Source organism: Streptococcus oralis, assembly GCF_023110435.1.
Classification (GTDB): domain Bacteria; phylum Bacillota; class Bacilli; order Lactobacillales; family Streptococcaceae; genus Streptococcus; species Streptococcus oralis_CF.
In genome coordinates, this window is sequence record NZ_JALDWB010000001.1 from 72050 (window position 1) to 85893 (window position 13844).

A 13844-nucleotide genomic window follows, 5' to 3' on the forward strand; every position below is an offset into this window, starting at 1 on the left:
ATTTGGTTAATTATCATGAAAACATGAAAGAAAATGAAAAACAAAAGCTTTGAGTCCTCTAACATAAGGATATTTTTATGAGGAAATAGAAGAATACGATCAAAAACTATCATAAATGAGTATAAGGAAGAGAACAAAAACAAAAAATTCTGCAAAACGCTTGACATATTTTAGAAACATGATAAAATAATAGTCGTAGGGCGAATAAAATCGCTTTCAAACAAGAACAAAATTTTTATAAGGAGATTTTTGCAAATGAACAATCAGGATATTGCAAAAAAAGTCATCGAAGCCCTTGGCGGACGTGAAAATGTCAACAGTGTTGCCCACTGTGCGACCCGTCTACGTGTCATGGTCAAAGATGAAGGGAAAATCAATAAGGAAGTGATTGAGAACTTGGATAAAGTTCAAGGAGCTTTCTTTAACTCAGGTCAATACCAAATCATTTTTGGTACTGGTACAGTAAACAAGATGTACGACGAAGTGGTTGCACTTGGTTTGCCAACATCTTCTAAAGAAGATATGAAAGCAGAAGCTGCTAAACAAGGGAACTGGTTCCAACGTGCTATCCGTACTTTCGGTGACGTTTTCGTGCCAATCATCCCAGTTATCGTAGCAACTGGTCTCTTCATGGGTGTTCGTGGACTCTTGAATGCTCTTGGAATGACACTTCCAGAAGATGTTACCATTTACAGCCAAATCCTCACAGATACAGCCTTCATCATCTTGCCAGGTTTGGTTGTATGGTCAACCTTCCGCGTATTTGGTGGAAATCCAGCTGTTGGTATCGTCCTTGGTATGATGCTGGTTTCTGGTTCACTTCCAAATGCCTGGGCAGTAGCATCAGGTGGTGAAGTAACAGCTATGAACTTCTTTGGCTTCATTCCTGTTGTTGGTTTGCAAGGTTCCGTTCTTCCAGCCTTCATCATCGGGGTTGTTGGAGCCAAGTTTGAAAAAGCTCTTCGCAAAGTGGTTCCAGATGTCTTGGATCTCTTGGTGACACCGTTCGTGACACTTTTGGTCATGTCTATCCTTGGACTCTTTGTCATCGGACCTGTCTTCCACGTTGTTGAAAACTACATCCTTTTCGGAACAAAAGCGATTCTTGGTTTGCCATTTGGTCTAGGTGGTTTGGTCATCGGTGGGGTTCACCAATTGATCGTCGTTTCAGGTGTGCACCACATCTTCAACTTGCTTGAAGTGCAATTGCTTGCTGCTGACCATGTGAACCCATTCAACGCCATCATCACTGCAGCGATGACAGCTCAAGGGGCTGCAACTGTTGCCGTTGGTGTCAAAACTAAAAATCCTAAACTGAAAACACTTGCTTTCCCAGCTGCTCTTTCTGCCTTTCTCGGCATTACAGAGCCTGCTATCTTCGGGGTGAACTTGCGCTTCCGTAAACCATTCTTCCTTTCATTGATCGCTGGTGCTATCGGTGGTGGATTGGCTTCTATCCTTGGACTTGCTGGTACTGGTAATGGTATCACTATCATCCCTGGAACAATGTTGTACGTTGGTAACGGTCAATTGCTTCAATACCTTCTTATGGTAGCTGTATCATTCGTTCTTGGTTTTGCCCTTACTTACATGTTTGGTTATGAGGATGAAGAAGAAGTCGCTACTGAAGTGGCGACAGAACGTTTGGTTCAAGAAGAAACAACTGGTAACATTCCAGTAGCTCTTCAAAATGAAACAATCCAAACTCCTATCGTTGGTGACGTAGTTGCTCTTGAGAATGTCAATGACCCAGTATTTTCAAGTGGTGCAATGGGACAAGGAATCGCTGTAAAACCAAGCCAAGGCGTGGTTTACGCACCAGCTGATGCAGAAGTATCTATCGCATTTCCAACAGGTCACGCCTTTGGTTTGAAGACAGCTAAGGGAGCTGAAATCTTGATCCACGTTGGTATCGACACTGTATCTATGAACGGCGAAGGCTTTGAAGCAAAAGTTGCTCAAGGCGACAAGGTCAAAGCTGGAGACGTTCTTGGAACCTTTGACTCAAACAAAATTGCTGCCGCAGGTCTTGATGACACAACAATGGTTATCGTAACCAACACAGCAGACTACGCTTCTGTGACACCAGTCGCAAGCGGTTCAGTTGTTAAGGGTGATGCCGTTATTGAAGTGAAAATCTAATCAATCCTCTCTAAAGTAAAAACGAACAAATGATATGTTTGTTCGTTTTTATTAGATAGTAAGATTTACAGAGGAAAAACTAAAATATAGAGAAAAGTAACTTTTTGAAGTATGCTATAATAAAGAAAATAAAAACAAGAGGTTTATCATGACAAAATTATACGGAAGCTTAGAAGCAGGCGGTACAAAGTTTGTCTGTGCTGTCGGAGATGAAAATTTTAACATTGTAGAAAAAACACAATTTCCTACAACAACTCCTATCGAGACTATCGATAAAACCATTGAGTTCTTCTCAAAATTCGATAATCTTGCTGGTCTTGCTGTCGGATCATTTGGCCCTATCGACATCGACAAAAATTCAAAAACCTATGGCTTTATCACAACGACTCCAAAACCTCACTGGGCAAATGTAGACCTACTTGGTGCCCTTCGTCGTACCCTCAACGTACCCATGTATTTCACCACTGACGTAAATAGCTCTGCCTATGGTGAAGTGGTTGCCCGTAACAATGCTGGTGGCCGTATCGAAAACTTGGTCTACTACACGATCGGTACAGGGATCGGTGCAGGTGTTATCCAACGTGGTGAGTTTATCGGTGGTGTGGGTCACCCTGAGATGGGGCACTACTATGTGGCTAAACACCCAATGGATGTGGAAAAAGAATTTAATGGCGTTTGTCCTTTCCACAAGGGCTGTTTGGAAGGCTTTGCGGCTGGTCCAAGTCTCGAAGCTCGTACAGGTGTTCGTGGTGAAAATATTGAACTCAACAGTTCTGTCTGGGACGTCCAAGCCTACTATATCGCTCAGGCTGCGGTCAATGCTACTGTGACTTTCCGCCCAGACGTGATCGTCTTTGGTGGTGGAGTCATGGCCCAACAACACATGCTGGACCGTGTGCGTGAGAAATTCACAGCTCTTCTCAACGGCTACCTACCAGTACCAGATGTGCGTGACTACATTGTCACTCCAGCAGTCGCTGGAAATGGTTCTGCTACACTTGGGAACTTTGTCCTTGCTAAGAGTGTCGCAAAATAAAACAAAGAAAACATCCGCTTGGGAAACCAAACGGATGTTTTCTTTGAAGACAATATTTTTTGAGTCTTTCCTTAAGTGATTACGGACGGTAGCGACTTTCTTCTAAATTCCATACCTAAACTTTGAGCCTAATGTCTCAAAGTTTCCGAACACCTGAAACCATTAGATTTCAGGTGTTTTTATCACGGCGGAAAGGCTAGGTAAGTCCTCGATTTACTCGCAAAAAATAGGCATGATTTCCATAACAAAGCATATTTAGTATCAAGCGATAGTCTGTCTATAATCAAAAAATCCGCTTGGGCAACCAAACGGATTTTTCTATTCTCAAAACATCTGCCAGAAGAAATCAATAATATAGGTCAAACCATAAGTATAGACTACTAGGGTAAAGGGCTTGGTCAAAACGATGATAATCATATAGCGCTTGAAGGTCATCTTGGTCAAAGCTGCCAGCATGCAGAGAAAGTCAGCTGGGCTGACAGGCCAGATCATCATAAAGATAAAGAAACGCTCGAAACGATTGCCTTTATCTAGCCAACCGATGTATTTATCATAGGTGCGCTTGCTGACGACGGACTGGACAAAGGCCGCACCGTAGAGGCGAACCAGATAAAAGATAATGGCACAGCCAATCACGATGCCGATATAGTTATAGATGGTTCCGATGATATGTCCGTAAATAAAGACCCCAGCCACTGAGGTCAAAGCTCCCGGAATGATCGGAACGACGGTTTGTAGGATCTGTAAAAAGATAAAGAGTGGTGGTCCCCAAATTCCAGCTTGCTGGATAAAGGCCGATAGGGTTTCCTTGGACTGTAAAACACCTGCCTGATAGGCCCAAATACAGAAAATCAAGGTGCCGACTCCCCCGACGATAGACGAAATATTGATGACTTGCTGTAGAAGGGGAGAAACAGCTTTCATTTGCTTATGCTGTGACATAGAAACTCCTTATATATAGTATGATTCTACTATACCATATTTTGATAAAAGAAGGGGGAATTAAAGATAAACATGTTATAATAAAGAAAGTAGAACATCGTTAAAGGAGAGAATGATGCAAGTAAAACCAGAACTGGAGATAGAAAAACAACTGATCACCCAACTGGTAACTGGGGAAAGTCAATGGACTTATCGAGAAGACCTAAAAACAGAAGAACAACTATGGGAGAACTTCTTTGAGAAACTAGTCCAAAACAACGTTGCCCTGCTAGCAGACCATCCTTTGACAGAGCAGGAAAAACTCCAGATAAAAAACCAACTCAACTTTGTTAGCTACTATGATGCGGCCAAGTGGTTGGTCGGAGAAAATGGCATTGCCAAAGTCGAGGTTCAAAGAGAAGATGCAAGCCTAGGCACCATCCGTTTGTCAGTCATCTGGCGAGATAATATCGCTGCTGGTAAGTCTAGCTATGAAGTTGTCAATCAAGTCCAGAGAGAAAAAGTAAATCCTCTGGACCAAGACCGTAGATTGGATGTTACTCTTCTCATCAACGGCTTACCCATGATTCAAATCGAGCTTAAGAGTTCCCAAGAAGCATTTATCGATGCCTTTCACCAAATTAAAAAATATGACCGTGAAGGGAAATTTCGTGGTATCTACTCTAGCTTGCAAATGTTTGTCGTGACCAACAAGGTAGACACACGCTATATCGCTGCAGCTAGGGAAAATAAACTCAACAAGCAATTTCTAACCAAGTGGGTGGATAAGGGCAATCATCCTGTGACAAATTTGACTAGCTTTGCTCACGAAGTCCTTTCCATCCCTCGTGCTCATCAGATGGTCATGCAATATTCTGTGATTGATGATAGCAAGAAAGCTCTCATCCTCTTGCGCCCCTATCAGATCCATGCTATCGAAGCGGTGCAAGAAGCTTCTCGTCATCAGGAGTCGGGCTATGTCTGGCATACGACAGGTTCAGGGAAGACCCTGACTTCTTACAAGGTGGCTCGTAATCTCCTTCAGATTCCATCTATCCAAAAGACAATTTTTGTTGTTGACCGCAGGGACTTGGACCAACAGACAGCATCGTCCTTTCTCTCTTATGCGACCAATGATGTCATTGATATTGATGAGACGGACAATACACATGATTTGGTCAAGCGCTTAGGAAGCAATGATAAGCGTGTCGTGGTGACTACCATCCAGAAAATGACCACCATGATGCGCAAGTTTGACCAAGGTCTTTACCAACGAGATGCGGATAAAATCAAGGGACTCCGAGTGGCCTTTGTAGTGGATGAATGCCACCGTGCAGTGACACCACAAACACAAAAAGACATTAAAGCCTTTTTCCCACAGTCGCTCTGGTATGGATTTACAGGAACGCCTATCTTTAAGGAAAACAAACGCCAGCAGGTCGGTGATCTAGCCCAAACCACCCAGCAACAGTATGGAGACCGTCTCCATGAGTATACAGTCAAGGAAGCTATCCATGACGGAGCTGTCTTAGGCTTTAAGGTAGACTATCGCAATACCCTCATCACGGATAAATCTGAAGATGAAATACCAGATACCGTCTACGAGAATGAGGAACACATGCTGGAAGTCTTGGATGCTATTATTAATAAATCGCGCCAACAACTAGGCTTCCAAAAAGGAGTAGGTAAGACCTACAATGCCATTCTGACTGTTAAGTCTATCCCTCAAGCCCAAGCCTACTATGACCTCCTCAAAAAAGTCAAGGCTGGGGAGACGAGAGTCAAGGTATCGGAGAGGGTCAAGCAGGTACTTCCTGACTTTCCAAAGGCGACCATCACCTACTCGGTCACTGAAAACGAAGAAGACTCAAGAGTCAACCAAGACCACATGAAGCAGGTCTTAGAGGACTACAACCAAGAGTTTGATACTCACTTTACCATGGCGGATCTTCGTGGCTTCAATACAGATGTCAATAACCGCCTAGCTCGAAAACAGGATAAGTATCTCTATCGCAATGAGCAGTTGGACTTGGTTATCGTGGTCAATCGTCTCTTAACGGGTTTTGATGCGCCTTGTCTATCAACTCTCTTTATCGACAGAAAGCCCATGCAACCGCAGGATTTGATTCAGGCCTTTAGCCGAACCAACCGGATTTTTGATTCTAGTAAGACCTATGGTCATATCATCACCTTCCAAAAGCCTTTAGCCTTTAAGGAAGCAGTCGATAATGCCCTTAAACTCTACTCAAATGGTGGAGAAAATGATGTCCTAGCGCCTAGCTGGGAAGAGGAAAAGAGAAACTTTTTGCGGAGTTGCAGTGATTTCCAAAATCTCATCACCGATGATCCTGAGCAAGGACTCCAAATCGAGCAAATCTCTACACCTGAATTGAGAAAACTAGCCAAGGCTTATCAATCCTTTGATAAATACTTGGCTTCTATCCGAGTTTATAAAGAGTATGACGAGGAAGAAATCTATGCAGAGACTGGACTAAGCGCAGAAGAATTGGAAACCTATCTTGGCTTCTATCAAAACATCCTAGCTGAATTGAAAAGCCGAAGAGATGATGGTGATGAGGATGGGGAGCCCCTTGATATTCACTATGAACTAGAGTCCATCCAAGTGGATGAGATCAACTATGCCTATATCCTAACCTTAATCCAAAGCCTGATCGAGCAAGGTCAGAGTCAAGAAAAGAACCTAAGCGCTCAAGATAGAGAGGCAGTGGATAACTATATTGAGAGCCTTGAGAAGACCAATCCAAATCTTGCCCAGATCATCACTGAATTATGGAGAGAAGTCCAAGCAAATCCAGAAAGCTATCGTGGTCAGTCTATCGCAAATATCTTGGATCAGATGATCGAGGCGGTTATCCAGCAACATATCCAAGTCTTTAGCAAACGTTGGTATGTCGGAGAGGATGAACTCCGTTACTATGTCGAGCACTACCGCAAGGGAGCCAAAAAACAACTGGGAGAGAGCCAGCTGACCAAGAGCCAGCGCTATCAGGACTATAAGATAGAAGTGGCAGATGCCCTCAATCCCCTCCTCTATAAAAAACAAATCAAAGAAGCCTATACCCAACTGATAGAAGAAGTGATTGAGCCGTTGAGAGTTGGAGGCTATATGTAGATTTTTATTATTATCAAATTTTGTAATCCCTTTTTTAAAAAAGCCTTATTTAGGGCTTTTTTTAGATATTTATAAATTTTACATAGTAATAAAAAAACTATATATTGTGTATTTATTTAATAATAAACAATATTCTACACATTATATTGTGTTTCGACCTTGACTTCCTTTGAAAAATTGATATAATAACAAATGTAGAATAAAAAAGACGTCAGTGGGCGCTGACGACTTGATAGGGTTATGAATTTTTAGCTAGTTTGGGAAAGCACTATTCAAAAATTCCATTTCTAGTGTATCATTTATTTGATACATTGTAAATTAAAGCGAAAATATTCTAACCTACATTCTACAAAATACTATAGAAAGTAGGTGATCGGTATACGATTATCAAGTTATTTAAATAGAGAACAAATCCAAAAAGGTTTAGACTTTTTAGATGTTGACACAAATGAAGATGTCATGTTATTTGTAGATCCTTTGTTATTGCCAAAAAAATTTAAAATAATTGTGGATGATTTTATTAAGCAATCTTATGAAATTTATTGCGAAGGGAATAAGAAATACTCATTTACTCTGTTTTCACATTCGAAAGAATGTAATGCGACGCATTTAGGATATTCTTCAAATAACTCAAGAGGCAAAGGTGTCTCAATGCAGATGCTTGACCAATTTTTTAGTTATGTAAAGTCATCTGTTTTACCTGTGCAAGAAAAAGCATTAACTTCAGTAGCTATGCCTTTGTTTACTAAGAGATTTTCTGAAGACAGAATGTCAGATTTGATTGTCAGTTTGTTGAAAAAAGAGCTTATTATTTTTTCGTTAGAACAAGCTAAAATACATGGACTTCAAATTAGTAGTGATACAAAAACTTTTGAATATTGGGATCACAAGAATCATGAATGGGCAAAGTTTGAGAGTCCTTATGTGTTGGATCCAGAGGAAAATAAAAAAGATAGATTATTAATTTTGGTTCCCAAAACAATAGTTAGTAAGAGATATATTATATCTCCAGCAAAATATGTTTCTAATATCTTTAGTCGATTACAGCTATTACCGATGTATCAGGATGCAAAAGGGAAACCATACTCTAAAAAAACTCTGAGAGAACTTAAAATAAATAAACGGTACAATGAAGATAAACAGAAGAACTATATTCTAGATTCAACAACTTCTTCTCCAGAGTATTTTATAGATTACATGGAGCATTCAGAAAAATATAGAGACAATAAGTCAATGCTTGATGATGAGTTAATTAGTCTTTTATAACTTTATAACTAATTGAATAGTGCTACAAGAGAAGAAGTGTTTTCTTCTCTTTTTAGTTAACAAATATAGTTAGAAATACGATATTTAATAGAAAATCATGGTACAATATTGTGTGTAGTTACAAAGTTAATTAAAGTTTAAATATTGAAAAGAAAGGAGCTTTAATGTCAATCTCTAAAATTAGATTTAAGGGATTTAATACTTCTCTAGAAAGAAAACAGATAGAAGAGATAACCACAAGTTTTTCTGGAGGGACTCCAAAATCAAGCAACAAGAGTTATTACGAGGGGGACATCCCCTTTATAAGGTCAGGAGAAGTTAAATCAAAGCAAACAGAATTATTTATAAGTGAAGACGCTTTGAAAGACTCTTCAGCAAAAATGGTAGAAAAAGGTGATATTTTATATGCACTGTATGGTGCAACAAGTGGAGAGGTAGCAATAAGTCAGATAAATGGTGCCATAAATCAGGCTATACTTGCTATTAAGCCTAATCCAGGATATTCTTCTGAGTTTATTATGAATTATCTTAAAAAAGAGAAAGATAATATTTTGGAAAAATATCTACAAGGTGGGCAAGGGAATCTTTCTGCTGCAATAGTTAAAAGTATTGAATTATATTTACCTAGTATAGAAGAACAATCCGCCATCGGTTCCCTCTTTCGCACCCTCAACGACCTTCTGGCTAGCTACAAGGACAGTCTCGCCAACTACCAATCTCTTAAGACGACCATGCTTTCAAAGATGTTTCCAAAAGCTGGAGAGACTGTTCCCGAGATTCGTTTGGATGGATTTGAAGGTGAGTGGGAAATCAAACGTGCAGATGAAATTTTTAAGTCAGTATCTGAGAAAAATAAAGCTTCGTTGCCGGTGTTATCAGCTTCTCAAATTGATGGCATGGTTTTGAGAGATGAACTAGGTATTGATATTAAGTATGATGAAGCTACTCTAAATAATTATAAAGTTGTCAAACCAGGTCAATTCGTGATTCATTTACGTTCTTTTCAGGGAGGTTTTGCTTTGTCTAAAATAGAAGGAATAACTTCACCCGCGTACACAATTATAGATTTTATTGATAAAGAAAATAGTTTACCAGCTTTTTGGAATTCAATATTAACTTCGAGAGATTTTATAAAACGATTAGAAACAGTCACTTATGGAATTCGAGATGGGAAAAGCATCAGTTTTAAAGATTTTTCTAGCTTGAAATTTGTATTTCCAGAGTTTAAAGAACAACAAGCCATCGGCTCCTATTTCTCTAACCTCGATAACCTCATTAACTCTCATCAAGAAAAAATTTCTCAGCTAGAAACACTTAAAAAGAAACTCTTGCAGGATATGTTTATATAGAATTTTGTTATGAAAAAAATTAGAAGATTATGTTTGTCGTTTTGTTTATCAATTTGTTCTTTTTCGCCAGGTTTAGTCTTGTATCTATTTACTATAGATATTTTTCCCTCACATGATTCTTATGTATGTAGTTTTCTAAAAATAGGAGTGTTGATTTTCCTGATGCTTTCTTTTTCTTTTGGAGTCTTACAGTATTTGAAAAGATTTAAAGAAGCAAATGATACTGCTCAAGTTGAAAGTATACAACCAGTAGAAAATGAAATCATTCCAACTTACCTAGGCCTTTTTGTAATTATGCTGGGTTTAGGTGAATTAACATTCTTATATCAGATTGTAGTAATAGCTCTCATTTTTCTAATATGGTGGATTCTGATGGAGAGATCGTATTATTTCAATTTGATATGGTTATTTTCATATCGTTATTACAGAGTCACTGATAAAAACGGCAATGTCTTTATTATCTATAGTAAGAAAAAAGATGTTAAAGAAACTGGGTCTATAAAAGGACTAGTTAGAATAAATAATTTTACTTTTTTGGAGAAGGAATAGTATGTTTTTAGTAAAAGTAGGTCAAATATATAGAAAATTGGATAACACGGATGATATTTCTGAACTAGTTGCTCCGGAGATTGATTCTGAAAATAGTATAGAGTTTAATCCGGAACTAAGATTAGAAACTGGCGACTGGTTCTATATTGAAATTGATGATGAGCATATGTCGATGATTAAAGAATATGAAGATAAATTTTTAAATACTGCGGGTCTAAATGATGTAAATGAAGTAGAGTTCTCGAAAATTGATTTGATTTTTCGAAAAGTTGAAAATGACGGTTTAGTTTTTCAAAAAATAACTAAATCAAAGAGAATGGTTGATAAGTCAATCTTGAAATGGAGATATAGAAGAGCTGAAAGAACAATTATTGAAAAGGGTATAGAACTAAAATCTGAGAACGATGCCTATTATGATGGAAATAATAAATTGTACTTTAGAAGTTTTAGGACGATTCATAGTCTATTCAATGGTATTGATGATTATTACCGTATAGCAAGTCAGGCAGAAGTTGATGAGTTTAAAGAATTTAATCTGGTGAGTTTTGTTTCAGATTTTAAAATTAAGACTAATAACTTAAAGATGTTAGCTGTTTTAAAAGATTATGGAATAGATTTGAATGATGTAGCTGTTAAAAATACTTTGTTGAGAACGTACAGTCAGTATCCTAATCAAGAGTTTGAGTTAGATGATAATCAAAATTTTATAATTGATAGTAATAGAAAATTAACATGTTTACTAAAGTTAGCACTTGGACGGTTATATACAAATCCAATAACCCACCATAAAATGGAAGCTAACCATGCAAAAAAATTAAATTAAAGTAAGAAAATGTTTTAGAAAGAAACACTATGGAAACAACACAAACTTCCCAGTCGCTCTACCAAGCCCTGTGGAACTCAGCGGATGTTCTCCGCTCCAAGATGGATGCCAATGATTATAAGTCCTATCTCTTGGGTATGGTCTTTTACAAGTATCTGTCAGATAAGATGCTCTTTTTCGTGGCGGAGACCATGGAAGAGGGGACGGATAGTCTTGAGGATGCCCTTGAGGTCTATCGCAACTACTACGAGGATGCGGACACTCACGAGGATCTCCTCACGGTCATGAAGGATGAACTCAACTATAGTATCAAGCCAGACCTGACCTTTACCGCTCTAGTAACAAGAGTCAATGAGGGGACTTTCCAGCTGGAAGATTTGGCTCAGGGGTTTCGAGATATCGAGCAGAGTGACGATCTCTATGAAAACCTCTTTGAGGATATCGACCTCTACTCTAAAAAGCTAGGGGCAACTCCGCAAAAGCAAAACCAAACGGTGGCAGCAGTCATGAAAGAGTTGGCTGTGCTAGATGTGGCTGGTCATGCGGGTGATATGTTGGGTGATGCCTATGAGTATCTGATCGGTCAGTTTGCGACTGACTCGGGCAAGAAGGCTGGTGAGTTCTATACACCTCAGCCTGTTGCTAAGCTTATGACTCAGATTGCCTTTTTGGATCGTGAAGACCAGCAAGGTTTTACCATCTATGATGCGACCATGGGTTCTGGCTCTCTCTTGCTCAATGCCAAGAAATACTCTCATAAACCGCAGACAGTGGTCTACTTCGGTCAGGAGCTCAATACCTCCACTTATAACTTGGCTCGGATGAACATGATTCTACACGGGGTTCCAGTTGAGAATCAATTTCTCCACAATGCTGATACACTGGATGAAGACTGGCCGACACAAGAGCCGACCAACTTTGATGGGGTTCTCATGAACCCTCCATACTCTGCCAAGTGGTCTGCAAGCTCTGGCTTCCTGAATGATCCTCGTTTCTCTCCTTTTGGGAAACTGGCGCCCCAGTCCAAGGCTGACTTTGCCTTCCTTTTACATGGTTACTACCATCTCAAGCAAGATAATGGAGTTATGGCTATCGTCCTTCCTCACGGGGTTCTTTTCCGTGGAAATGCGGAAGGGACCATTCGTAAGGCTTTGCTAGAAGAAGGGGCTGTTGATACAGTTATCGGTCTTCCTGCCAATATCTTCTTTAATACCAGCATTCCGACCACGGTTATCATTCTCAAAAAGAACCGCACCAATCGTGATGTCTACTTTATCGATGCTTCTAAGGAGTTTGATAAGGGGAAAAATCAGAATATCATGACGGATGCTCATATCGAGAAGATTCTGGAAGCCTACAAGTCTCGTGAGGAGATTGACAAGTTTGCCCATCTAGCAAGCTATGAAGAAATCGTCGAAAATGACTACAATCTCAATATCCCTCGCTATGTAGATACCTTTGAGGAAGAAGAAGTAGAGCCGCTGACAGACATCGTCAGCAAGATTAACCAGACAAATAAAGCAATCCAAAGCCAAACAGCTTCATTAATTGAAATGCTCGGTCAACTCCACGGAACCACACCAGAAGCCGATGCTGAGCTCAAAGAGTTTTTGAAAAACTTTAAAGGGTGATGGGGCTAATTAATTCGCTCATTTTTTAGATACAACTTTGTTTCCATATTTCCTGGAAACTGATAGAAAGTAAGGAGAAACATGGAACAAACTAATCAAAAATCCCAGTGCCAGCAACTCTGGGCTAGAAATAAATACCTCGTTTTGAGCCATTCCAGCAATATTTACAATGAGATTCGCCAATACTTGAAGAATGAAGTGGTGGAGGTGAGTCATGTTCAAGAACTGATTGACCGTGCTTGCCAAATTTCTGAGCATAGGGGTCAGGTTTGCAATGCCTTTCAGCATATTTGGGGCTATTTCAAAAAGAAAGCAACAGATGTTGAGCGCAAGGACTATATGCTCTTGCTGGATCGCTATCGCTTTGCTCAAGCTTCCAAGGAGGACTTGATTGCTAAGACGAGAGATTTGCTTGAACGATACCCAAATGCTTATCTGCAACATTCTACCTTGCTGAAAGGAGACTCCCATGAGACTTTGGCATGAGGCTTTGATTTCACAACTTCCCCGTCCCCAGCTCTTGGGGCAACATCGAGAGTGTTGCGCCCTGCGTGGCAATGGCTGGGGCAGAAAGCATGCGACGGTTGACTATGTCTTTACCCACTCGCCCTATCGTCTCTATGCCTACCATCGCTTAATCATGAAGGAGATGGCTGACCGTGGCTATAATGTCAGTCCAGAATGGTTGGACAAGAACTACCGTGGCAAAACCTGTCCTCCTTATCAAGACTTGCCTGAGGAGAAGCTAGGCAATCCTATCTACAGTGAGCATGACGTTGCCTACTATGAGGAGTGTCTGGCTAATCTCCGTGACAAGGGGATAGAGCTATAGTCTTTTCTAATAACAAGTCATAGTCACTTATAAGAAACATAAATAGCTCGTTTGAGCATTCTAACTAAAATATAGCTATAAAACAAGCTATGCAAAGGATTTGAGACATTTGTTTCAAGCCTTTTTCTTTTGACCAAAAGAGTGATATAGTTTCAAACTATA

Annotated in this window: 11 protein-coding genes; 10 read left to right on the forward strand and 1 reads right to left on the reverse strand. The window is 39.8% G+C overall.

Annotated elements, in window-relative coordinates; all coding sequences use genetic code 11:
* The first annotated feature begins 255 nt into the window (after window positions 1-255).
* Together M1F97_RS00375 and scrK are read left to right on the forward strand one after the other, a co-directional pair.
* Window positions 256-2142 carry a sucrose-specific PTS transporter subunit IIBC gene (locus M1F97_RS00375; RefSeq protein WP_247943831.1) on the forward strand — a complete coding sequence of 629 codons (1887 nt, stop codon included), beginning with the start codon at window positions 256-258 and terminating at the stop codon, window positions 2140-2142.
* 148 nt (window positions 2143-2290) lie between these two features.
* Complete coding sequence (scrK, locus tag M1F97_RS00380) at window positions 2291-3178, forward strand: fructokinase ScrK (protein ID WP_247943832.1); 888 nt, start codon at window positions 2291-2293, stop codon at window positions 3176-3178.
* 324 nt (window positions 3179-3502) lie between these two features.
* Here the strand turns inward: scrK and M1F97_RS00385 are convergent, their stop codons facing one another.
* Window positions 3503-4120: a TVP38/TMEM64 family protein gene (locus tag M1F97_RS00385; protein WP_000077674.1), complete on the reverse strand. Its 618-nt coding sequence runs from the start codon at window positions 4118-4120 to the stop codon at window positions 3503-3505.
* 112 nt (window positions 4121-4232) lie between these two features.
* On the opposite strand from M1F97_RS00385, the gene M1F97_RS00390 reads away from it, so the two are divergent.
* The 8 genes from M1F97_RS00390 (at window position 4233) to M1F97_RS00425 (ending at window position 13682) form a co-directional block, all read left to right on the forward strand.
* Window positions 4233-7232 carry a type I restriction endonuclease subunit R gene (locus tag M1F97_RS00390; protein ID WP_247943833.1) on the forward strand — a complete coding sequence of 1000 codons (3000 nt, stop codon included), beginning with the start codon at window positions 4233-4235 and terminating at the stop codon, window positions 7230-7232.
* A gap of 369 nt (window positions 7233-7601) precedes the next feature.
* A complete protein-coding gene (locus tag M1F97_RS00395) occupies window positions 7602-8498 on the forward strand; it encodes a hypothetical protein (RefSeq protein ID WP_247943834.1) in 897 nt (298 codons plus the stop codon).
* Window positions 8499-8662: 164 nt separating this feature from the next.
* Window positions 8663-9847, forward strand: a complete 1185-nt coding sequence (locus M1F97_RS00400) for a restriction endonuclease subunit S (protein WP_247943835.1) — start codon at window positions 8663-8665, stop codon at window positions 9845-9847.
* Window positions 9848-9856: 9 nt separating this feature from the next.
* Window positions 9857-10396: a hypothetical protein gene (locus M1F97_RS00405; protein WP_247943836.1), complete on the forward strand. Its 540-nt coding sequence runs from the start codon at window positions 9857-9859 to the stop codon at window positions 10394-10396.
* A gap of 1 nt (window position 10397) precedes the next feature.
* Window positions 10398-11219: a hypothetical protein gene (locus tag M1F97_RS00410; protein WP_247943837.1), complete on the forward strand. Its 822-nt coding sequence runs from the start codon at window positions 10398-10400 to the stop codon at window positions 11217-11219.
* Window positions 11220-11248: 29 nt separating this feature from the next.
* Complete coding sequence (locus M1F97_RS00415) at window positions 11249-12850, forward strand: type I restriction-modification system subunit M (protein ID WP_247943838.1); 1602 nt, start codon at window positions 11249-11251, stop codon at window positions 12848-12850.
* Window positions 12851-12931: 81 nt separating this feature from the next.
* Complete coding sequence (locus M1F97_RS00420; RefSeq protein ID WP_125398939.1) at window positions 12932-13336, forward strand: YbgA family protein; 405 nt, start codon at window positions 12932-12934, stop codon at window positions 13334-13336.
* Entirely contained in the window at window positions 13320-13682 is a 363-nt protein-coding gene (locus M1F97_RS00425; protein ID WP_125398938.1) for a TIGR02328 family protein, read from the forward strand. Before M1F97_RS00420 ends, M1F97_RS00425 begins: the two co-directional genes overlap by 17 nt.
* Window positions 13683-13844 lie beyond the last annotated feature (162 nt).